Source organism: Streptomyces angustmyceticus (genome assembly GCF_040701845.1).
GTDB classification, from domain to species: Bacteria; Actinomycetota; Actinomycetes; order Streptomycetales; family Streptomycetaceae; genus Streptomyces; species Streptomyces angustmyceticus_A.
In genome coordinates this window covers 86272-107246 of record NZ_JBFBHQ010000025.1, presented here as the reverse complement: position 1 = coordinate 107246, position 20975 = coordinate 86272, and the positions used below count along the sequence as shown (strand labels likewise).

16 protein-coding genes and 1 pseudogene are annotated in these 20975 nt (G+C 72.2%); 11 read left to right on the top strand and 6 right to left on the bottom strand.

Going from position 1 to position 20975, the window contains the following annotated elements; all coding sequences use genetic code 11:
* Positions 1 to 188: 188 nt before the first annotated feature.
* The 3 genes from AB0411_RS31705 to AB0411_RS31695 form a co-directional block, all read right to left on the bottom strand.
* Positions 189 to 1028: a phosphatase PAP2 family protein gene (locus AB0411_RS31705; protein WP_366420715.1), complete on the bottom strand. Its 840-nt coding sequence runs from the start codon at positions 1026 to 1028 to the stop codon at positions 189 to 191.
* A gap of 119 nt (positions 1029 to 1147) precedes the next feature.
* Entirely contained in the window at positions 1148 to 2197 is a 1050-nt protein-coding gene (locus AB0411_RS31700) for a LacI family DNA-binding transcriptional regulator (protein ID WP_366420714.1), read from the bottom strand.
* 24 nt (positions 2198 to 2221) lie between these two features.
* Positions 2222 to 3895, bottom strand: a complete 1674-nt coding sequence (locus AB0411_RS31695; RefSeq protein WP_366420713.1) for a glycoside hydrolase family 13 protein — start codon at positions 3893 to 3895, stop codon at positions 2222 to 2224.
* A gap of 224 nt (positions 3896 to 4119) precedes the next feature.
* Here AB0411_RS31695 and AB0411_RS31690 point away from each other — a divergent pair, with 224 nt between their 5' ends.
* The 6 genes from AB0411_RS31690 to AB0411_RS31665 all read left to right on the top strand — a co-directional run bounded on the left by AB0411_RS31690 (position 4120) and on the right by AB0411_RS31665 (position 10090).
* Positions 4120 to 5397, top strand: a complete 1278-nt coding sequence (locus AB0411_RS31690; RefSeq protein WP_366420712.1) for an extracellular solute-binding protein — start codon at positions 4120 to 4122, stop codon at positions 5395 to 5397.
* A 53-nt stretch (positions 5398 to 5450) separates the two neighbouring features.
* Complete coding sequence (locus AB0411_RS31685) at positions 5451 to 6329, top strand: carbohydrate ABC transporter permease (RefSeq protein WP_403151978.1); 879 nt, start codon at positions 5451 to 5453, stop codon at positions 6327 to 6329.
* A gap of 2 nt (positions 6330 to 6331) precedes the next feature.
* Entirely contained in the window at positions 6332 to 7168 is an 837-nt protein-coding gene (locus AB0411_RS31680) for a sugar ABC transporter permease (RefSeq protein ID WP_366420710.1), read from the top strand.
* A gap of 1 nt (position 7169) precedes the next feature.
* Entirely contained in the window at positions 7170 to 8756 is a 1587-nt protein-coding gene (locus AB0411_RS31675; RefSeq protein WP_366420709.1) for a glycoside hydrolase family 13 protein, read from the top strand.
* Positions 8741 to 9808, top strand: a complete 1068-nt coding sequence (locus AB0411_RS31670; protein WP_403151980.1) for a LacI family DNA-binding transcriptional regulator — start codon at positions 8741 to 8743, stop codon at positions 9806 to 9808. The genes AB0411_RS31675 and AB0411_RS31670 overlap by 16 nt, the downstream gene beginning before the upstream one ends.
* A 69-nt stretch (positions 9809 to 9877) precedes the next feature.
* A complete protein-coding gene (locus AB0411_RS31665; protein WP_366420707.1) occupies positions 9878 to 10090 on the top strand; it encodes a DUF4287 domain-containing protein in 213 nt (70 codons plus the stop codon).
* Between the two features lie 60 nt (positions 10091 to 10150).
* Here AB0411_RS31665 and AB0411_RS31660 read toward each other — a convergent pair whose 3' ends face one another.
* From AB0411_RS31660 to AB0411_RS31650, 3 genes are all read right to left on the bottom strand, one after another.
* Positions 10151 to 11788 (bottom strand): serine/threonine-protein kinase, encoded by a 1638-nt coding sequence (locus AB0411_RS31660; RefSeq protein WP_366420706.1) that lies wholly within the window; start codon positions 11786 to 11788, stop codon positions 10151 to 10153.
* A gap of 81 nt (positions 11789 to 11869) precedes the next feature.
* Positions 11870 to 12133 (bottom strand): DUF397 domain-containing protein, encoded by a 264-nt coding sequence (locus AB0411_RS31655; RefSeq protein WP_366420705.1) that lies wholly within the window; start codon positions 12131 to 12133, stop codon positions 11870 to 11872.
* Positions 12130 to 12987 carry a helix-turn-helix domain-containing protein gene (locus AB0411_RS31650; RefSeq protein ID WP_366420704.1) on the bottom strand — a complete coding sequence of 286 codons (858 nt, stop codon included), beginning with the start codon at positions 12985 to 12987 and terminating at the stop codon, positions 12130 to 12132. The genes AB0411_RS31655 and AB0411_RS31650 overlap by 4 nt, the downstream gene beginning before the upstream one ends.
* 150 nt (positions 12988 to 13137) lie before the next feature.
* Between AB0411_RS31650 and AB0411_RS31645 the strand changes: the two genes are divergently transcribed.
* The 5 genes and pseudogenes from AB0411_RS31645 to pulA all read left to right on the top strand — a co-directional run.
* Positions 13138 to 13605: an ATP-binding protein gene (locus AB0411_RS31645; protein WP_366420703.1), complete on the top strand. Its 468-nt coding sequence runs from the start codon at positions 13138 to 13140 to the stop codon at positions 13603 to 13605.
* A gap of 114 nt (positions 13606 to 13719) precedes the next feature.
* Positions 13720 to 14019: a trypco2 family protein gene (locus tag AB0411_RS31640; protein WP_366420702.1), complete on the top strand. Its 300-nt coding sequence runs from the start codon at positions 13720 to 13722 to the stop codon at positions 14017 to 14019.
* Positions 14016 to 16970 carry an NACHT domain-containing protein gene (locus tag AB0411_RS31635; protein ID WP_366420701.1) on the top strand — a complete coding sequence of 985 codons (2955 nt, stop codon included), beginning with the start codon at positions 14016 to 14018 and terminating at the stop codon, positions 16968 to 16970. Before AB0411_RS31640 ends, AB0411_RS31635 begins: the two co-directional genes overlap by 4 nt.
* Positions 16967 to 17887 (top strand): DUF6801 domain-containing protein, encoded by a 921-nt coding sequence (locus AB0411_RS31630; RefSeq protein ID WP_366420700.1) that lies wholly within the window; start codon positions 16967 to 16969, stop codon positions 17885 to 17887. The genes AB0411_RS31635 and AB0411_RS31630 overlap by 4 nt, the downstream gene beginning before the upstream one ends.
* Before the next feature lie 503 nt (positions 17888 to 18390).
* Positions 18391 to 20973: pseudogene (pulA, locus tag AB0411_RS31625) on the top strand (pullulanase-type alpha-1,6-glucosidase); the annotation flags it as partial.
* Between the last annotated feature and the right edge of the window lie 2 nt (positions 20974 to 20975).

Genomic DNA, 20975 nt, shown 5'->3' with positions numbered 1-20975 from the left:
GGGTGTCCGGACGTAAAGCGAAGCAGTCCGGACACCCACCCGCGCAGGCCCGTCACCGGCACCCGACAGCCCCGCGCAGCGGACCCGCCCGCCGCAGGCGCAACGGCGGGACAGCCGAAAACGGGGGCGGAGGCCAAGCGCAGCGGCCCCGCCGCGGGCGGCAACCGGCGAGCAACCCCCACGGCGGGTCAGCCGACAACGTGGGGCGCCCGCGCAAGCCGATGTGGCGCCGCCCCGAACCACACGCACGTCACCGCGAACCCGAAGGACAGGCACAGCACGCCCCCCAGCGCGTCGAGCCAGAAGTGGTTGGCCGTGGAGACGATGACCAGGAGGGTCGTCGCGGGGTAGAGCAGGCCGAGGGTCTTGGCCCAGCGGTGCCGGGCGAGGAGCGCGATGGTGATGCCGCACCACAGTGACCAGCCGATGTGCATGGACGGCATCGCGGCGTACTGGTTGGACATGGAGGCGAGGTTGCCGGAGGCGATGGAGCCCCAGGTGCCGTGGTCGATCAGGGTGTCGACGAAGCCGCCGCCGGTCATCAGCCGGGGCGGGGCCAGGGGGTAGAAGTAGTAGCCGATGAGGGCGACGCCGGTGGTGGCGAAGAGCGCCGTGCGGGCGGCGGCGTAGCGGCCGGGGTGCCAGCGGTAGAGCCAGACCAGCACGCCGATCGTGACGATGAAGTGCAGTGTGGCGTAGTAGTAGTTCATCGTGACGATCAGCCATGTCACGGAGTCCACCGCGTGGTTGACGGTCCGCTCGACGGCGATGCCGAGCGAGTGCTCGGCCTGCCAGATCCAGTCGGCGTTCCGGAGGGCCTCGGCCTTCTGTTCGGGCACCGCGTTGCGGATCATCGAGTACGTCCAGTAGCTGACGGCGATCAGCAGGACCTCGAACCAGAGGCGGGGGGTGCGGGGAGCACGCAGGCGGGCCATCCGCCTCTGGGCCGCCGGGTGGTCCGCGCGTTCCCCCTTGGGTGGCGGGGTGGTCGGCGGGCCGTCCAACGTCCTCGTTTTCGCATCACCCATAGGCAGACAGTCTGCCAGAAAGGGGCGTACCGGCGATCATCCTTCGGTCGGGTATTCGACGCCGCAAATCGGTCTTACGGGGGATGGCCGATCCCCGTACTTCTGGGGGACGGCGGCAGTCAGGGGGTCCGCAGCGGCTTCGGGATCCGGGCCGGTTTGGGGGCCGAGGCGGTCGAGCCGCGCACCACCAGCTCGGGGTGGAAGACGAACTCGCTGTGCGGAGCGGGGGTGCCGCCGATCTCCTCCAGCAGCGCGCGCACGGCCGCCTGTCCCATGGCCGTGACGGGCTGCCGGATGGTGGTCAGCGGCGGGTCGGTGAAGGCGATGAGCGGGGAGTCGTCGAAGCCGACCACGGAGATGTCGCGGGGGACGTCGAGGCCGCGCTGCCGGGCCGCGCGGATCGCGCCGAGCGCCATCATGTCGCTGGCGCAGACGAGGGCCGTGGCGCCCCGCTCGATGAGTGCGCCCGCCGCGGCCTGGCCGCCCTCCAGTGTGTAGAGGGAGTGCTGGATGAACGGCTCCGCCTCGGCCGGGCCGGTCTGCAGCCGCTCCTGCATGGCGCGCACGAAGCCCTCGATCTTGCGCTGTACGGGCACGAAGCGCTTGGGGCCGAGGGCCAGCCCGATCCGCCGGTGGCCGAGCGCGCCGAGGTGGGTGACCGCGAGGTCCACCGCGGCGCGGTCGTCGGGGGAGACGAAGGGCGCCTGGACCTTGTCGGAGAAGCCGTTGATGAGGACGAACGGCACGCCCTGGCCGCGCAGCTGCTCGTAGCGCTGCATGTCGGCGGAGGTGTCGGCGTGCAGTCCGGAGACGAAGATGATGCCGGCCACCCCGCGGTCGACCAGCATCTCGGTCAGCTCGTCCTCGGTGGAGCCGCCCGGCGTCTGGGTCGCGAGGACCGGGGTGTAGCCCTGGCGGGTCAGTGCCTGCCCGATGACCTGCGCGAAGGCCGGGAAGATCGGGTTGTCCAGCTCCGGTGTGATCAGCCCGACCAGCCCCGCGCTGCGCTGCCGCAGCCGCACCGGGCGCTCGTAGCCCAGTACGTCGAGGGCGGCGAGCACGGACTGGCGGGTGGTGGCGGAGACGCCGGGCTTACCGTTGAGAACCCGGCTGACGGTGGCCTCGCTGACACCCGCCTGTGCTGCGATATCGGAGAGCCGGGCGGTCATGGGTGGGACTGTACCGGTCTGCTGTCAGATTGCCCACCAGGTACAGCTGTCACCGGGGAGCCGGGCGGCGCTGTCCTGGACGGTCACCGGGGCGCTGGACAGCAGTGGTGTCCCGGGCGCGGGCAGTTCGACGTCGTGCCCCAGGGTGTTGACGGTGCACAGCACGCCGGGGCGGGTGAAGGCGAGCACCCCGTCGGGGGCGGGCGCCCAGCTCATCGGGCCGTCGCCCAGTCCCGGCAGCCGGCGCCGCAGCTCCAGGGCGGCGCGGTAGAGCTCCAGGGTGGAGGCGGGGTCGCCGGTCTGGGCCGCGACGGTGAGCGGTGCCCAGTCGGCGGGCTGCGGCAGCCAGCTGCCGCCGGGCCCGAAGCCGTAGGGCGGTGCCTCGCCGGACCAGGGGAGCGGCACCCGGCAGCCGTCGCGGAAGCCGTCCTGGCCGCTGGCGGCGGCGACGCCGTCGGGGGCGGCCTCGGTGTCGGTGCCGGGGCCCGCCGCGCCGGTCGCCCGGCCGCCGCGGAAGAACGCCGGGTCCTGGCGGACCTCGTCGGGCAGGTCGGTGACCTCGGGCAGGCCCAGTTCCTCGCCCTGGTAGAGGTAGGCGGAGCCGGGCAGCGCCAGCATCAGCAGGCTCGCGGCGCGGGCACGGGCCAGGCTGCCGCCGAGGCGGGTGGTGTGGCGGACGACGTCGTGGTTGGACAGCACCCAGGTGGTGGGGGCGCCGACGGAGGCGGTGGCGGCGAGCGAGGCCTCGATCACCGTGCGCAGGGCGTCGGCCTGCCACGGGGCGTTCAGGAACTGGAAGTTGAAGGCCTGGTGGAGTTCGTCGGGGCGCACGTAGAGGGCGAGGCGCTCCGGGGTGGGGGCCCAGGCCTCGGCGACGCCGATCACCTGCCGGCCGCTGCCGTCGCCGTAGCCGTCCAGCAGCCGGCGCCAGGCGCGGTGGATGGCGTGCACGCCGTCCTGGTCGAAGAACGGCAGCACCTGGGAGCCGATCAGCTGGGCCTGGGCGCCGTGGCCGATGTCCGGCAGGCCGGGCGCCTTGATCATGCCGTGGGCGACGTCGACGCGGAAGCCGTCCACCCCGAGGTCGAGCCAGAAGCGCAGGATGGCCTCGAATTCGGCGTGCACCTCCGGGTTCTCCCAGTTCAGGTCGGGCTGCTGGGGGGCGAAGAGGTGGAGGTACCAGTCGCCGCGGTCGGTGCGGGTCCAGGCCGGGCCGCCGAAGATCGACTCCCAGTCGTTGGGCGGGAGTTCGCCGTTCTCGCCCTTGCCGGGGCGGAAGAGGTAGCGCTGCCGGGCGAGCTCCGGGTCCGTGAACCACGGGTGCCGGTCGGAGGTGTGGTTGGGGACGATGTCGACGATCACCCGCAGGCCCAGGTCGTGGGCGGTGCGCAGCAGGTCGTCGGCGTCCTGGAGGGTGCCGAAGAGCGGGTCGACGGCGCGGTAGTCGGCGACGTCGTAGCCGCCGTCGGCCTGCGGCGAGGCGTAGAACGGGGTGAGCCAGACGGCGTCCACGCCCAGGTCCTTGAGGTGGGGCAGCCGTTCGCGGACGCCGCGCAGATCGCCGATGCCGTCGCCGTCGCTGTCGGCGAAGGAGCGGACGTACACCTGGTAGATGACGGCGTCGCGCCACCATCCGGGACCTCGGCCCGATCCGGGGGCCTGGGGGGCGGGGCTGGGGGAAGTGAGCTCCTGGGTCATCTGCCGTCCCTGTTGAGGTCAAGAGGCGTCGGTGCCTTCACCAAATCAACGCTCGGAGGGGCGTGGGGTGACGGTGCCGGGCGCGCCCGGAGGGTCCCGTTCCAGCCATCTCGTTGCAATTCGTTCCCATGGTCTTGCAGAAATTTGCCGCAAGGTCTTTCGGTTTGTTTTCCGCGCTGTTACGTTCCTGACCGCCATCTGAGGCATTTCCCTAAGGAGTTCACATGCGGCGTGGCATACGGGGCGCAACGGCCACCGCGCTGGTAGCGGGCCTGGCACTGGCGGCGACGGCGTGCGGCGGAGGTGACGGCGGCAGTGGCGGCGACAGCGGGGGCGAACTGTCCGGAACCGTTACCTTCTGGGACACCTCCAACGACGCCGAGAAGGCGACGTACCGCAAACTTGCCGAAGGTTTCCAGAAGGAGCACCCGAAGGTCCACGTCAAATATGTGAACGTGCCGTTCGGCGATGCCAACGCCAAGTTCAAGAACGCCGCCGGCGGCAACTCCGGCGCCCCCGACGTGATGCGCACCGAGGTCGCCTGGGTCGCCGACTTCGCCAACCTCGGCTACCTCGCGCCCCTCGACGGCACCCCCGCCCTCGACAAGACCGACGACTACCTCCCGCAGGCCGTCGGCTCCACGAAGTTCAAGGGCAAGACCTACGCCGCGCCGCAGGTCATCGACACCCTGGGCCTCTTCTACAACAAGAAGCTCCTCAAGGACGCCGGCGTCGAGGTGCCCAAGTCCTTCGCCGAGCTGGCCACCGCCGCCAAGAAGATCAAGGCGAAGACCGGCGCCACCGCCCTCTACCTGCGCGGCGACGACCCCTACTGGTTCCTGCCCTACCTCTACGGCGAGGGCGGCGACATGGTCGACGCCCGCGACAAGGTCGTGGAGATCGACGACGGCGCGGGCGTCAAGGCGTTCAAGACCATCAAGAGCCTGGTCGACTCCAAGGCCGCGGTCACCGACGCCACCGACGGCCAGGAGAACCAGCTCAAGGCCCTCAAGGACGGCACCGTCGCGATGGCCGTCGACGGCCCCTGGGACATCGAGGGCGCCCGCGCCGGCAAGGCCTTCAAGGACAAGGAGAACCTCGGCGTCGCCCCCGTGCCCGCCGGCTCCAAGGGCCAGGGCTCCCCGCAGGGCGGCTGGAACCTCTCCGTCTACGCCGGCAGCAAGAACCTCCGGGCCTCCTACGCCTTCGTCAAGTACATGAGCTCGGCCAAGGTCCAGCAGCAGACCAACGAGAAGCTCAGCCTGCTGCCCACCCGCAAGTCCGTGTACGAGGTGCCGGCCGTCAAGGACAACGAGATGGTCAAGTTCTTCAAGCCCGCCGTCGACGGCGCCGTCCAGCGCCCCTGGATCGCCGAGGGCAACTCGCTCTTCGAGCCGGTCAAGGTCCAGATGAACAAGGTGCTCACCGGCGCCTCCTCGCCCGAGCAGGCCGCCAAGGCGACCGGCGACGCCTACCGGAAGCTGCTCAAGGACTACAAGTGACCGTTGCTGTACGGGTGCGCCGGGCGCTGGGCACCCACTGGTACGCATGGACGATGGTCGCCCCGGTGGTACTCGTCATCGGGGTGATCATCGGCTATCCGCTGGTGCGCGGCGTCTTCCTCTCGCTCACGGACGCCAACGAGGCCAACGTCGAGCGGAACATCGGCGTCAACCACCTCCCCGCCACCTACAAGTTCACCGGCCTGGACAACTACCGGGCCGTGCTGTCCGACGGCGTCTTCTGGGACCGCCTGGGCTGGACCGTCGTCTGGACCGTCGGCTGCGTCTCGCTGACCTTCCTGATCGGCCTCGCCCTGGCGAACATGCTCAACCGCACGCTGCGCGGCCGCACCGTCTACCGCCTGGCGCTGATCCTGCCGTGGGCCATCCCCGCCTTCATCTCGGTCTTCACCTGGCGGATGCTCTACAACGAGAAGAACGGCATCCTCAACAAGCTGCTGGCCGGCGGCGGCATCGACGCCGTGCCCTGGCTCAACGACCCGACCTGGGCCAAGCTCTCGGTCATCGCCGTCAACGTCTGGCTGGGCGTGCCCTTCATGCTCGTCGCGCTGCTCGGCGGCCTGCAGTCCATACCCGGCGAGCTCTACGAGGCCGCCGAGATGGACGGGGCGGGCCCCTGGCAGCGGTTCCGCAACATCACCGTCCCCGGCCTGCGGGCCGTGAGCAGCACGGTGATCCTGCTCTCCACGATCTGGACCTTCAACATGTTCCCGGTGATCTTCCTGCTGACCCGGGGCGGCCCCGGCGACGCCACCGAGATCCTGGTGACCTACGCCTACCGGCTCTCCTTCATCGACAGCCCCCGCAACTTCTCCGAGTCGGCGGCCTGGGGCGTGTTGATCCTGGTCCTGCTCTCGGTCGTCGCGGTCGTCTACCGGCGGGCGCTGCGCAAGCAGGGAGAGGTGTGGTGACCATGACCCGCAAGCGCAACCAGCGTTCCCGTCCGGCCTCGGTCGCCCTGCACGCGGCCCTGCTCGTCGCCGCGGCGGTGGCCGTCTTCCCGCCGCTCTGGCTGCTGGTGACCTCCTTCAAGCCCAGGAACGACGCCTTCTCCACCAGCCTCGTCACCCACTTCACCGTCGCCAACTACACCCACGTACTGGCCGACACCGAGTTCCTGACCTGGTTCAAGAACTCCGTGATCATCGTCGGGCTGACCACCGTCCTCGGTGTCTTCATCGCCGCCACCACCGGCTACGCCGTCAGCCGGTTCCGCTTCCCCGGGATGCGGCCGCTGATGTGGCTGCTGCTGATCACCCAGATGTTCCCGGTCGCGGTGCTGATCGTGCCGCTGTACAACCTGCTGGCGAGCCTGGGCCTGCTCAACCAGCCGGCCGGCCTGGTCGTCACCTACCTGACCATCGCCGTCCCCTTCTGCGCCTGGATGATGAAGGGCTTCTTCGACACCATCCCGGTGGAGATCGACGAGTCCGGACGGGTCGACGGCCTCAACCCGTTCGGCACCTTCTGGCGCCTGGTCCTGCCGCTCGCCCGACCGGGCCTGGCCGTCACCGGCTTCTACACCTTCGTCACCGCCTGGGCCGAGGTCGCCTACGCCTCCGCCTTCATGACCGGCGAGGAGAACCTGACGCTCGCCGGCGGCCTGCAGACCTTCGTCAACCAGTACACCAACGACTGGGGTTCGATGACCGCCGCCGCCGTGATCATCGCCGTGCCGGCCGCGCTCGTCTTCGCCTTCGCCCAGCGCCACCTCGTCGCCGGACTGACCGCCGGCACCACCAAGGGTTGACATGACTTCACAGCACACCACCACTCCGGCCACCGACTGGTGGCGCCACGCGGTGATCTACCAGGTCTATCCGCGCAGCTTCGCCGACGGCAACGGCGACGGCATGGGGGACCTGGCGGGCATCCGCAGCCGGCTGCCGTACCTGCGCGACCTCGGTGTCGACGCCGTCTGGCTCAGCCCCTTCTACGCCTCGCCGCAGGCCGACGCCGGCTACGACGTCGCCGACTACCGCACCATCGACCCGATGTTCGGCACCCTGGCCGACGCCGAGGCGGTCATCGCCGACGCCCATGAGCTGGGCCTGCGCATCATCGTCGACCTGGTCCCCAACCACTGCTCCGACCAGCACGCATGGTTCCGCCGCGGACTGGCCGAGGGCCCCGGCTCGGTGCTGCGCGAGCGCTTCCACTTCCGCAAGGGACGGGGCGAGAACGGCGAGGAGCCGCCCAACGACTGGGAGTCCCTCTTCGGCGGCCCGGCCTGGACCCGGGTCCCCGACGGCGAGTGGTACCTCCACCTCTTCGCCCCCGAACAGCCCGACTTCAACTGGGACCACCCCGCCGTCCAGGACGAGTTCCGCTCCATCCTCCGCTTCTGGCTCGACCTGGGCGTGGACGGCTTCCGGGTCGATGTGGCCCACGGCCTGGTCAAGGCCCCCGGCCTGCCCGACATGGGCCACGGCGAACAGCTGAAGCTGCTCGGCAACCAGGTCCTGCCGTTCTTCGACCAGGACGGCGTCCACGACATCTACCGCTCCTGGCGCACCGTCCTCGACGAGTACCCCGGCGAGCGGATCGCGGTCGCCGAGGCCTGGACCCCCACCGCCGACCGCACCGCCCGCTACCTCCGCCCCGACGAGCTCCACCAGGCCTTCAACTTCCATTACCTGAACACGGGATGGGACGCGGCAGCCCTGCGCGAGGCGATCGACTCCTCCCTCGACGCCATGCGCCCGGTGGCGGCTCCCACCACCTGGGTGCTGTCCAACCACGACGTCGTCCGCCACACCACCCGCCTCGGCGGCAGCCTGGCCCGTGCCCGCGCCGCGAGCCTGCTGATGCTGGCGCTGCCCGGCTCCGCCTACCTCTACCAGGGCGAGGAACTGGGCCTGCCCGAGGTCACCGACCTGCCCGACGAGGTCCGCCAGGACCCCTCCTTCTTCCGGGACACCGGACAGGAGGGCCTGCGCGACGGCTGCCGGGTCCCGATCCCGTGGCGCGGCGACCGTGCCCCCTACGGCTTCGGCGACGGCGGCAGTTGGCTGCCGCAGCCCGCCGACTGGGCACCGCTCACCGTCGAGGCCCAGACCGGCGACCCCGCCTCCACCCTGGAGCTCTACCGCACCGCGCTTGCCCTGCGCCGCGCCCACCCCGGCCTCGGCGCGGGGGACGCGGTCGAGTGGCTGGCCGCCCCCGACGGCGTCCTGGTCTTCCGCCGCCCCGGCGGCCTCGTCTGCACCGTCAACACCACCGGGGCCCCCGCCCGGCTGCCCGCCCCCGGCCGGCTGCTGCTCGCCTCCCGCCCCCTGGACGACGCACAGGGGGACGTCGAGCTGCCCGCCGACACCGCCGCCTGGTGGGAGGAGTGACCCTGCCGGACCTCCATGCCACCCCCCGGCTGTCCGACATCGCCGCCCAGGCGCAGGTCAGCGAGGCGACCGTCAGCCGGGTCCTGAACGCCAGGGCGGGCGTGGCGGCGAGCACCCGGCAGCGGGTGCTCGCCGCGCTCGACGTCCTCGGCTACGAGCGCCCGGTACGGCTGCGGCGGCGCAGTGCCGGGCTCGTCGGCCTGGTCATCCCGGAACTGACCAACCCGATCTTCCCGGCCTTCGCCCAGATCATCGAACAGTCGCTGGCCGGCCACGGCTACACCCCGGTGCTGTGCACCCAGATGCCGGGCGGAGCCACCGAGGACGAACTCGTCGAGCAATTGGAGGAGCGCGACGTCACCGGCATCGTCTTCCTGTCCGGCCTGCACGCGGACACCGGCGCCGACCCGTCCCGCTACGCCCGTCTGGCGGCCCGGGGCGTCCCGTACGTCCTCATCAACGGCTGCAACGAGCGCATCGACGCGCCGTTCGTCTCGCCCGACGACGGCGCGGCGGCCCGGATGGCCGTGCGCCACCTGGCCCAGCTCGGACACGAGCGGATCGGGCTGGCCGTCGGCCCGGCCCGCTATGTGCCCTCCCGCCGCAAGGCCGAGGGCTTCGCGGCGGCGCTGGGGGAGTCGTTCGGCCTGTCGAGGGGGCAGGCCGAACGACGCGTCCGGCACACCCTGTTCAGCGTGGAGGGCGGGCATGCGGCGGCCGCCACCCTGCTCGACGACGGCTGCACCGGCATCGTCTGCGGCAGCGACCTGATGGCGCTCGGCGTGGTCCGTGCGGCCCGCCAGCGCGGCCTGGCCGTCCCGGCGGACCTCTCGGTCGTCGGCTTCGACGACTCCCAGCTCATCGCCTTCACCGACCCGCCGCTGACCACCGTCCGCCAGCCGGTCCAGGCCATGGCGACGGCGGCGGTCGGAGCCCTGATCGAGGAGATCCACGAACGGGCGGCGGGCCGCCGGGAACCGCCCCGCCGCACCGAGTTCGTCTTCCAGCCGGAACTGGTCGTACGGGGGTCGACGGGCTCGGTCCGGCCCTGACCGTGCGCCCCGGGGGCGGGGCGCACGCGGGCCCGTCGCATTGTCAGTGGGGGGTGCCATGCTGCACCCATGACCAACACCACGCAGGGACCCGCGAGTTACTTCCCGTCGATCGAGAAGAAGTACGGCCGCCCGATAGCCGAGTGGCAGAGCCTGATCACCGCCTCGCCGCTGACCCGGCACATGGAGCTGGTGTCCTGGCTCAAGGCCGAACACGGCCTGGGCCACGGCCACGCCAACGCCCTGGTCGCCCACACCCTCGCCCAGGCCGCGGGCCGGTAGTCCGCGGGGCGGGGCAGCGGCGGCGGGGCGCCCCTCCGGGCCGGGCGGCGCGGAGGGGGCTCAGAGCTTGTGGACGTCCAGGTTGGCGATCGCGATCCGGGCGACGTCACGGCCGCGGGCCGTGACGTCCCCTTTGCCCGGGTAGTCCACCCACAACCGGTACATGTCACCGGCGCGGGTCCGGTAGTAGAACGCCTTGGCCTCGCGCGGGACGTCCCCGTCGATGTCCACGCCGGACCCGCTCGTGCCGTAGGTGACGGTGTTCAGGGCCGCGTCGCGCTCCTGGTACGTGACGTTGGCGTCCGTGCTGCTGCCGGTCTTCGTGTCGGAGGACATCGACAGGCCCGCCCCGGAGAAGGAGCCGCCCTTGATCGCGTCCGAGTCCTTGAACGCCTGGGCGTCGGCGGTCCCCGAGATGTCGCTCTTCTGCCGCACGTGGTCCCACCGGGCCAGCTCGATCGTGACCGCCCCGCTGGGATCCTTGTACGTGATCACGGACGGGTCCGCGTCGTCCGGGATGCGGAGGTAGCCGGCGGGCACCGCGACGTCCGCGTCGAGCGGCCCCGCCTCCGGGTGCGTCCTCCATCCCTCGGGCAACGGCCCGGCGAACGGATCCGCGAGGACCAGATAGGCGCCCGCGGCCAGTGCCACGACTGCGGCGGCGCCCCCGGCGAGAGCCTTGCGGCCGAGGCGGACGCCCTTACCGGCCCCGGAGCCACCGGCCCGTACGACCGGGGGCGGCGGCTGCACGGCCCGTTCGAGCAGTTCGCGCACCCGCGCCGCGTTCGGCCGGTGCGCCGGATCCTTCTGCAGCAGACCCTGGACGGCCTCGGCCAGCGGACCGCCACCGGCCGCGCTCGGGGCGGCCGGCGTCGCGTTCAGCACGGCCTGCAGCGTGGCGGGGGTGTTGGTGCGGCGGAACGGCGAGACGCCTTCCGTCGCGGCGTACAGCACGACGCCGAGCGACCACAGGTCGGAGGCGCTGCCGGGCTGCTGCCCCAGCACGCGTTCGGGCGCGATGAATTCGGGGGAGCCGACGAACCCGCCGGTCTCGGTCAGCTTGGTCTCGCCCTCGATCTGCGCGATGCCGAAGTCGGTGAGGATGACGCGGTCGTGGCGGCCGAGCATGACGTTGTCCGGCTTCACGTCGCGGTGCAGGATCCCGGCGGCGTGCGCGGCCTCCAGCGCGCCCAGCACCTCCAGCCCGATCCGCGCGGCCTCGCGCGCGCCGAGCGTGCCCTCCTGGAGCGCGTCGCCGAGGGAGCGCCCCTGGACGAACTCCATGACGATCCACGGCTGTCCCTCCTCGACGGCGACGTCATGGACGTTCACCACCGCGGGATGGTCGAGGCGGGCCGCGGCCCGTGCCTCGCGCCGCATCCGTTCGAAGAGGCCGGCCCGCTCCCGCTCCGGCAGGTGGTCGGGGATCCGGGACTCCTTGACGGCGACCTCGCGGTCCATGACCTCGTCCCGGGCACGCCACACGGTGCCCATGCCGCCGTGCCCGAGCCTGCTCAGCAGCCGGTAGCGGCCCGCCACGAGCCGTCCCGCGCCCGGATCGGACGACGGCGGTGCGGCCTGTGCGGCTGCCGGAGCCTGCGGGTGCTCCGTGAGCGGAGCCCGGGTGGGCTGCGGCGGTTGCAGCCGGAAGCTCGTGGGTTCGTGCGGACGCGGTGCGGGGCCCCCGTTGTCATTCATGCGCACATCTTTATCCTCAGCGGCGTCCGGCGTGCCACCGGGGGGCAGGGACAGGTGAGCGCCGCGACAGGTCAGCCCCGCTCAGCCCGCCCGGTGGCTCCGCCGCACCGCGTACGCCACGAACTCCGCCCAGGCCGGAGCGGGCACGGCGAGCTGCGGCCCGCCCTTGTCCTTGGAGTCGCGGACGTGGACGGTGGTGGGGCAGGCGGCGATCTCGACGCAGTCGTCGCCGGAGCTGCCGCTGTAGCTGGACTTCCGCCAGGAGAGGGCGATCTCCACGCAGCTGTCGCCGGAGCTGCCGCTGTAGCTGCTCTTGAACCACGCCAGTTCGCCGCCGGTCGTCATAGCGCTCCTCGCATCCTCGTCAACAAGCCCCGGGAGTCGTCGGGGGTGAGGGCCTGTGACCGCAGTTTCGCATAGCGCATATGGAGCGTGGTGACGGTCTTCGGGTCGGCGATGAACTGGCCGCTCTCCTGCCCCTCGCAGTAGCAGAACCGCTGGTTCTCCTCGGTCTCCAGCAGTTGCATCGGTCCGTCCATGCCCGCGTGCACCTCCCGCTCCAGCGGCATCACCTGTAGCTCGACGTTCCGCAGCGCGGTCCGTTCCAGCACGTGGTCGATCAGCCCCCGAGCGGCCTCCGTGCCGCCGGTCCGGCGCTGGAAGACGTGCTCGTCGATGATGAAGCTGAAGGCGGTGTTCTGCCGCTCGGCCAGCAGCCGCTGCCGGTCCAGCCGGGCCGTGACCTGGACCTCGACCTGTTCATCGGTCAGCAGGGGCAAGCGCTGCTCGAACAGCGTCCGCGCGTACGCCTCGGTCTGTAACAGGCCGGGGACCAGGCGGCATTCGTAGGTGCTGAGACTCACCGCCTCCTTCTCCAGCTCGGCCCACATCCGGAACCAGGACGCCAGCCCGCGCTGCCGTGACAGCCGCTTGGCGGCCTTCCGCAGCACCCCGCCCGCGTCCAACGCCTCCTCCGAACGCTCGACGAACGTCTTCGACGGCAGCCGCCGGCCCTGCTCCACCGAGGCGATGTAGTGCGACGAGTACTGGATCTCCGGCGCCAGGGACTCCTGGGTGAACCCGGCCTTCTCCCGCAGTGCCTGGTACACGGCCCCGAAGATGCGCAGGCTGTCGGACGGTTCGGGTTCGCCGCCGCCGTCGTAGCGGTCGGTGAGGGTGGTGGTGATGGTGTCTTCCATGTCGGTGCTCCGCAGTCACTGGTCCGACCCCGCAAGTCACCCATCGTTACGCCCCGTTACTCGTCCCGTCCACACTCCGGACTCGTACAGTTCCCGGTGTACGAGTCGGGTACCTGGCCTGCGAGCGGGCCGACCAGCAGCGTTGCCCGCATGCACAGTCAGCTCACCCCCGGCGGCGGCGCCCGCCTCCCGGTCACCGTACGTACGTTCACCCAGCGCTTCAGCTCCACCCGGCGGGGCGCCCGTCTCGCCCGCTGCCTCGCGCTCCAGCAGCTCGACGTCTGGGGCTTCCCGTACGGCGGCGAGGTCTCCGACGCCGCCGCCCTGATCGTCGGCGAACTCGCCGCCAACGCGGCGACCCACGGCCGGGTGCCCGGCCGGGACTTCGAGCTGCGCCTGACGAGGATGCCGGGCTCGGCGCGCCCCGGCACCCTGCGGATCGAGGTCGCCGACACCCGCACCGAGAAGCGCCCGCCCGGCCCCGGCACGATCGCGCCCCCGCCACCCGACTCCGAAGCCGGCCGCGGCCTGCTCCTCGTGGCCGCGCTCGCCACCCGCTGGGAGGTCGTCGACCGGGTACCGGTGGGCAAGGTGGTCCGGGCCGAACTCGACCTGTAGCGGAGGATTCCGAGGGGATTGGTGGTGATGGGCGGTCAGTGCCCGCATCGCGCCGCTAAAGTCCTCCGTGACCGACCGGTTACCGGTGGTGGGCTCGGGGCGAAGGGGCGTGGAGTGATCGAGCTGGCCAGTGTGATCAGGGATCTGCGGGAGGAGCTGGAGCAGGCGGTTGCCGCGGCCGAGGGTGCGGAGCTGCGCTTCGAGTTGGGGACGATCGAGCTGGAGGTGTCGGTCGCTCTGGAGCGATCCGGCCACGCGGGCGCGAAGGTGCGGTTCTGGGTGGTGGAGTCCGGTGCGGACGCGACGGCCGGCGCCACCTCGACCCAGCGCATCACCCTGGCCCTGCAGCCGACCCTCACCCGGTCCGGCAACCCCCCGTTCGTCTCCGGAATCACCGGCACCAACGAGCAATGAACCCCGCGGACAGCAGGGCGTCCGAGCCGGACGGGCTCGACGCGGGGCGTGTGGTCCAGGTCCTCACCACCTGCCGGGCGGGCCCGGGGCGACGCGGGTCGGGCTACCGGGTGAACGGGCATGCGGTGCTCACGGCCGCGCATGTGGTGAGCGACGCGGTGTCGGTGCGGCTGCGGTTCTTCACCGAGGACGGCGGCACGACGGAGGTGCCCGGCGAGCCGGTCTGGGCGGACGCGGCCACGGATGTCGCGGTGCTCAGGATCGCGGGGGACGCGCGCACCGGCGGACCGGGCCCCGCCGAGATCCCGCCCGTGCGGTTCGCCGGGATCACGCAGCCCGTGGAGTGCGAAGCGCTGGGGTTCCCGAGGTTCAGGCTGCGCCCCGACACTGCGTCGACGGACCGTGACGACCCCACGTGGTACCGGGACTCCCACCATGCCCGCGGCACGACCACACCGCTGTCGTACCTGCGCGCGGGCAGCCTGGAGATCACCGTGGAGCCTCCCGAGTACGACCCCGAGCCGGGTCGTTCCCCTTGGGAGGGGATGTCGGGAGCCGCGGTGTGGAGCGGCGGGTACGTGATCGGGGTGGTCAGCGAGCATCACCGCTTCGACGGGCTCGGCAGGTTCGCGGCGAGCCAGGTCAAGCGCTGGTACCGCCTCGCCCCCGACCGGCTCGACGCACTCGGCGCTCTGATCGGCCTGCCGGCCGGTGCTGACCGCCTCACCCGGCTCCCGCTCCCGGCGCCCCCGCGGCCGCCGGACATGCCGGAGCCGGACGACGCGCCGCAGGTGCGGGAGGCGGCCGGGAAGCTCGCCCACGACGTCGACGAGCAATGGCGTCGCGAGGGGCAGCGGCGGCGGGTCGGGGAGCCGTTCCCGCTCGCCGTGCGCTTCGGGTGCACCGACCGGAACGTCTTCGATCACTGGGCCAACATCCGCCGGGCCCCGTCCGGGACGCACGCGGAGCCGCTGCCCCTGGACGGCCGGCTCGACCGGATCGTGGACGTGTACGAGTCGGTTCCGTCCCGTCGGCTGGTGGTGCTGGGGGAGGCCGGTTCCGGCAAGACGATCCTGACGCTGCGCTTCGTTCTCGACCGGCTGAGGGCCCGCGCCGCCGGCGACCGGGTACCGGTGATCTTCGGTCTGGGGTCCTGGGATCCGGTCACCACCTCACTGGACGACTGGCTGTGCGCCCAACTGGTGCGCGACCACCCGTTCCTGGCGGCTCCCGCGGACAGCGGAGGGAACCTCGCCGGTCTCCTGCTCGACGAGGACAAGATCCTTCCGGTGCTCGACGGCTTCGACGAGATCGCCGGCGGCCTGCACGCCGCGGCGCTCCGGGCGCTCCACCGCACCACCACGCCGCTGCTGCTCACCAGCCGCCCGGAGGAATTCAGCGGGGCCGTGAAGAAGAACGGCGTGCTGGGCGAAGCCGCCGTCATCGAGCTGGCGGACCTGACCGTGGACGACTACGCCGCCTACCTGCACCGGGGCAGCCGACCGGTCAGAGACGGCGGCAAGGACAGTTCCGTGTGGGAACCCGTCCTGGCCGCGCTGCGCGAGGAGCCGCGCAGCCCGGGCGCGGCGAACGTCGCCAAGGCGCTCGCGACCCCGCTGATGGTCGGCCTGGCCCGCACGGTCTACCGGGACGCCACCGAGCACGAGCCCTCGAAGCTGCTGGACACCGAGGAGTTCGCCACCCCCGAAGACGTGCAGGACCATCTCCTGTCGGCCTTCCTCCCGGCCGTCTACGACCCCACGCCGACCGGCCGCGGCACCCGTCCCCGCCGTCGCCGGTACCACCCCGAACGTGCCCGGCGCTGGCTCGGCCACCTCGCCACGCACCTGCACGACCTCGACACCCGCGACCTCGCCTGGTGGGAAATGGGCACCACCATGCGCCTTTCGTCGCGCATGCTCGCGGTCGGGTTCCTGGCCGCACTGGCCTTCGGGGTGACGACCGCGATCGGGAACGTGCCCGTGGACCTGGTGGCGACCGAGCGCGGCATCGGGTTCGCACTCGGCCGGGGACTCGTGGTCGGGCTCCTGCACGGGCTCCTCGCCGGGCTGGTCTTCGGGTTCGTGTACGGGTTGGTGTCCGGGGGCGCGCCGCGCGAGCCGTCGCGGGTCCGCATACAGATCTTCGGCGGGACCCGGCAGACGCGTGCCAAGGTCGTCCCCAGGGTCCTGCTGGGGCTCGGGTTCGGGGTCCCGGTGGCGCTCGTGCTGGTGCTCGTGGACCGGTGCGTGGTCGCTCCGCTGGGGTTCGACGACGGACTCGACGGAGGGCTCGTGGGTGCCCTCCTCTTCCCGGTCGAGGTCGGGCTCGGGGCCGGACTCGTGCTCGGCCTCATGGCCTGGCTGGAAGCTCCCGTCGAGATCGGATCCGCGGTCAGCGCCGCCGACCTGCTGAGCACGAACCGCAAGAACGTGGTCTTCCACATGCTCGTGTGGATGCTCGTGATGGGAGTCCCCGCAGGGCTCGGCTTCGGGCTCGTGCCCGGGCCCGTCGGCGGGCTCATGCCCGGCCCGGTCCGCGGGCTCCTGGCCGGGCTCGTGTTCGGGATCGAGGCGGCGTTCGGGGCCGGGCTCGGATACGGGCTGAGTTTCACCGCCTGGGGGCAGTGGGTGGCCCTGGCGCGCATGTGGCTGCCGCTGACGGGCCGGCTGCCCTGGGCGGTGATCGCGTTCCTGGACGACGCCCACCGGCGAGGCGTGTTGCGTCAGGCCGGCGCGGTCTACCAGTTCCGCCACGCCCGGCTCCAGGACCACCTGGCCCAGGTGTCCCGGGCGCACCATCACTCCCACCGAGCGGGTGCACCGGGCACGGCGGACGCGGAAGGCACCGGGAACTGCCCGCGGCCGGAAGAGCGTCCTGATTCCGGTAACACCCGCCGGACCCATACCGATGGGCCACACAGCGGAACAATTCACGGGGGTGCCACATGACAGCCAGGCGCGGGGCGGGAAAGCCGAAGGTGAGGATCGCCCTGGGGGCGGTGACGGCGTTAGGCGCCGCCGTCGCGGTCGTCGGAGTTTCCGGAGCCGGAACCGCGGCCGCACAACCGGTTTCTCGCACACTGAAATACACCTGCAAAGTCCCGGTGATCAAACACCTGCCCTTCACGGTGAAGATCGACGCGGATATCCCGCGGTCGGTCGCGGTCGGCGAAGCCAGCCGGAAATTCCCCATCGGTGCACGGACGACGGTGGACGCCGACCTCACGGCGAAACTTCGCTTCCTCGGCGTGAAGACCGTCACGGGCCGGGTGGTGGCGAAGATCGGTGTGTCCGCGCCGCACGGCGACCGGCGCATCAGGGTCCCCCTCGGCATCACCAGGACCCGCATCCCGGCGTCCGGTTCCTTCGAGGTCGCCGCGACCGGCGCCGCGCCCGCTCTCACGTTCAGCCGCCCGGGCAAGGCTCGGATCACCGTCGGCGACATCGCCCTGCACGTCGTCGGGAAGAAGGCGAGCGGCGCCGTGCTGGGGGAGGCCGACGCGGGGTGCAGGCTGAACGCCGGACAGCAGGACGTCGTGGGGTCGTTCGAGATCACGGGGGCGGCGAAGTCCACCGGCTCGACCCGGTCCGGGGCCTCGACGACGTCCGGGGCTCCGGGCGGGTCCGGCACCTCGGCCCCGTCCGGCACCTCGGGCACGAGCGCCAAGGGCCCGGCGGCCTCGGGCGCCACGCCTGAGCGGACCTCCGTCGCGACCCACGAGGCGGCGACGGGTACCACCGCGACCACCGGCCAGGCGACCAGAAACCTGGTTCTGCCGATCATCGGCACTCTTGTCGTGGCCGCCCTCGCCTTCTGCTTCGGCGCGTGGCGGAAGAACCGGCGCCGCGCCGCCGACAGCGGTTGAGGCGACCGCATCGCGGATCCCGGCACCGGGATCCTGCCTGTCCCCGGGGCGCACACGAAGCCCCCTGGCGCACCGTCACCTTCGAGGCAGCACGCGGTATCCGCGGTGCCCGCGCCCGTCCGGCGGCATGCGTTCCTCTCCCCGCCCGCTCCGCCCGAGCGGGCGGGCCGCCGCAAGCGGCCGCTGCCGCCGACCCGCAAGGTCCGTCTGCCGGGCGCCGGTCCGGCCGTCCGGGCGCGTGGACCCGCAGGGCGGGTCTCCGGTCGGCCGGACCGGCTGCCAAGGGAACGTAACACCCTTGCAATGTCTTGCGTAAGGTCTTGCAACAACCGGTTCCGGCAGCTAGAACCGTCGGCAACACCGGTGCCGCCGCCCCTCGGCGCCGTTCAACGGCCTTACGGGCACGGCGCGTTGCCGAGCAAGGTCACTCCACCCCTTCAGGAGGAACCGTGCTCCACCGGATCAGCAGCGCCGCCCGCAGACCCGCGGTTGCCGCACTCGCCCTCCTGGCGGGCGCCGCGGCCTTCCTGGCGCCACCGCCGGCCACCGCCGCCCCGCCGCCCGGCCCGGCCGAAGCCCTGGCCCAGTGGATCGACCGCGACACCGTCGTCTGGAAGGGCGCGGAACACACCGCCGCCCAGCTGGAGTCCGGGACGCACGGCACGCGCATCCGGCTCGTGCCCGGCACCCTCAGCCCGTCCGAACGACTCGCCCACCCGCACCTGGCGGGCTACCCGGCCTTCACCGTCGACCCCCGCGACCGCGGCCTCGCCCCGGCCGCCCTGCGCGGCCGACTCCTCGCCGCCCAGCGCACGGCCGACGGCCGGCGCACCACCACCGGCGTCCAGACACCCGGCGTCCTCGACGACCTCTACGGCGCCCGCGCCCGACACGCCACCCTGGGGCCGGACTTCCACCACGGCCGTCCCACCCTCGCCGTCTGGGCCCCCACCGCCCGCACCGTCGCCCTCGAACTCGACGGCCGCAGGGTCCCGATGCGGCGCGACGACACCACCGGCGTCTGGCGCGTCACCGGCCCCCGCGACTGGGCCGGGAAGCCCTACCGCTACCTCGTCACGGTCTGGGCGCCCACCGTCGGCAAGACCGTCACCAACAAGGTCACCGACCCCTACTCCACCGCCCTGACCGCCGACTCGGCCCGCAGTCTCGTCACCGACCTCGACGCCCCGGAGCTCGCCCCGTCCGGGTGGTCACGGCTCACCAAGCCCGCCGCGGTGCCGCTGCGCCGCGCCCGCATCCAGGAACTGCAGATCCGCGACTTCTCCGCCGAGGACCGCACCTCCCGCCACCCGGGCCAGTACCTCGCCTTCACCGACCGCCGCTCCGACGGAATGCGCCACCTGGCCTCCCTCGCCCGGTCCGGCACCTCCTACGTCCACCTCCTGCCGGCCTTCGACTTCGCCACCACGCCCGAGCGGCCCGCCGACCGGTCCCGCCCCGGCTGCGACCTGGCCTCGTACGCCCCCGACTCCGACCGCCAGCAGGACTGCGTCGCCAAGACGGCTGCCCGCGACGCCTACAACTGGGGCTACGACCCGCTCCACTACACCGTCCCGGAAGGGTCCTACGCCTCCGACCCGGGCGGCCCGGCCCGCACCGTCGAGTTCCGCCGCATGGTCCAGGCACTCAACGGCGCCGGACTGCGCACCGTCATGGACGTCGTCTACAACCACACCGCCGCGAGCGGCCAGGACCCGCACTCCGTCCTGGACCGCATCGTCCCCGGCTACTACCAGCGGCTCCTGGACGACGGCGGCGTCGCCACCTCCACCTGCTGCTCGGGCACGGCTCCCGAACACACCATGATGGGCAAGCTCGTCGTCGACTCCGTCGTCACCTGGGCCAAGGAGTACAAGGTCGACGGCTTCCGCTTCGACCTCATGGGCCACCACCCCAAGGCCAACATCCTGGCCGTCAGGAAGGCCCTCGACGCACTGACCCCCGCAAGGGACGGCGTCGACGGCAAGAAGATCATTCTCTACGGCGAGGGCTGGAACTTCGGCGAGGCCGCCGACGACGCCCGCTTCGTCCAGGCCACCCAGCGGAACATGGCCGGAACGGGCATCGCGACCTTCAGCGACCGGGCCCGCGACGCGGTCCGCGGCGGCAGCCCCTTCGACGCCGACCCCCGCGTCCAGGGCTTCGCCTCGGGCCTGTACACCGACCCCAACTCCTCGAAGGAGAACGGGAGCCCGGCCGAGCAGCGCGCCCGGCTCCTCCACTACCAGGACCTCATCAAGGTCGGCCTCACCGGCAACCTCGCCGACTACACCTTCACCGACAGCACCGGCCACCGCGTCAACGGCTCCGGCATCGACTACAACGGCACCCCGGCCGGCTACGCCGCCGCCCCCGGCGACGCCCTCGCCTACGCCGACGCCCACGACAACGAGACCCTCTACGACGCCCTCGCCTACAAGCTCCCGCCGCGCACCGGGGCCGCCGACCGCTCCCGCATGCAGGTGCTCGCCCTGGCCACCGCCGCCCTCTCACAGGGCCCGGCTCTCTCCCAGGCGGGCTCCGACCTGCTGCGCTCCAAGTCCCTGGACCGCAACTCCTTCGACAGCGGCGACTGGTTCAACGCCCTGCACTGGAACTGCGCCGACGGCAACGGCTTCGGCCGCGGACTGCCCCCGGCCGCCGACAACAAGGACAAGTGGCCCTACGCCCGGCCCCTCCTGGCCGACCCGGCACTCCGCCCCGGCTGCGCCGCGATCCGGCACACCGCCGCCGCCTACCGCGACCTGCTCCGCATCCACGCCACCGAACCGGCCTTCGGCCTGTCCACCGCCGCCGCGGTACAAAAGGCGCTCTCCTTCCCCCTGTCCGGGAAGGACGAGACGCCGGGCGTGATCACCATGCGCCTCGACAACCTCGTCATCGTCTTCAACGCCACGCCGCAGCGCGCGCACCAGAGCGTCCGGCCCCTCGCGGGCGAGCCCTACACCCTGCACCCCGTCCAGGCCCACGGCACCGACCGCACCACGGCCACCGCGACCTACGCCCGCTCCTCGGGCACCTTCAGCGTCCCGGCCCGCACGGTGGCGGTCTTCCGCCGCGGCTGAGG

Excerpts from the sequence above, each read along its gene's own strand:
- AB0411_RS31705 (WP_366420715.1), bottom strand. The coding sequence starts at position 1,028 with ATGGGTGATGCGAAAACGAGGACGTTGGACGGCCCGCCGACCACCCCG.
- AB0411_RS31700 (WP_366420714.1), bottom strand. The coding sequence starts at position 2,197 with ATGACCGCCCGGCTCTCCGATATCGCAGCACAGGCGGGTGTCAGCGAG.
- AB0411_RS31695 (WP_366420713.1), bottom strand. The coding sequence starts at position 3,895 with ATGACCCAGGAGCTCACTTCCCCCAGCCCCGCCCCCCAGGCCCCCGGA.
- AB0411_RS31690 (WP_366420712.1), top strand. The coding sequence starts at position 4,120 with ATGCGGCGTGGCATACGGGGCGCAACGGCCACCGCGCTGGTAGCGGGC.
- AB0411_RS31685 (WP_403151978.1), top strand. The coding sequence starts at position 5,451 with ATGGTCGCCCCGGTGGTACTCGTCATCGGGGTGATCATCGGCTATCCG.
- AB0411_RS31680 (WP_366420710.1), top strand. The coding sequence starts at position 6,332 with ATGACCCGCAAGCGCAACCAGCGTTCCCGTCCGGCCTCGGTCGCCCTG.
- AB0411_RS31675 (WP_366420709.1), top strand. The coding sequence starts at position 7,170 with ATGACTTCACAGCACACCACCACTCCGGCCACCGACTGGTGGCGCCAC.
- AB0411_RS31665 (WP_366420707.1), top strand. The coding sequence starts at position 9,878 with ATGACCAACACCACGCAGGGACCCGCGAGTTACTTCCCGTCGATCGAG.
- AB0411_RS31660 (WP_366420706.1), bottom strand. The coding sequence starts at position 11,788 with ATGAATGACAACGGGGGCCCCGCACCGCGTCCGCACGAACCCACGAGC.
- AB0411_RS31655 (WP_366420705.1), bottom strand. The coding sequence starts at position 12,133 with ATGACGACCGGCGGCGAACTGGCGTGGTTCAAGAGCAGCTACAGCGGC.
- AB0411_RS31650 (WP_366420704.1), bottom strand. The coding sequence starts at position 12,987 with ATGGAAGACACCATCACCACCACCCTCACCGACCGCTACGACGGCGGC.
- AB0411_RS31645 (WP_366420703.1), top strand. The coding sequence starts at position 13,138 with ATGCACAGTCAGCTCACCCCCGGCGGCGGCGCCCGCCTCCCGGTCACC.
- AB0411_RS31635 (WP_366420701.1), top strand. The coding sequence starts at position 14,016 with ATGAACCCCGCGGACAGCAGGGCGTCCGAGCCGGACGGGCTCGACGCG.
- AB0411_RS31630 (WP_366420700.1), top strand. The coding sequence starts at position 16,967 with ATGACAGCCAGGCGCGGGGCGGGAAAGCCGAAGGTGAGGATCGCCCTG.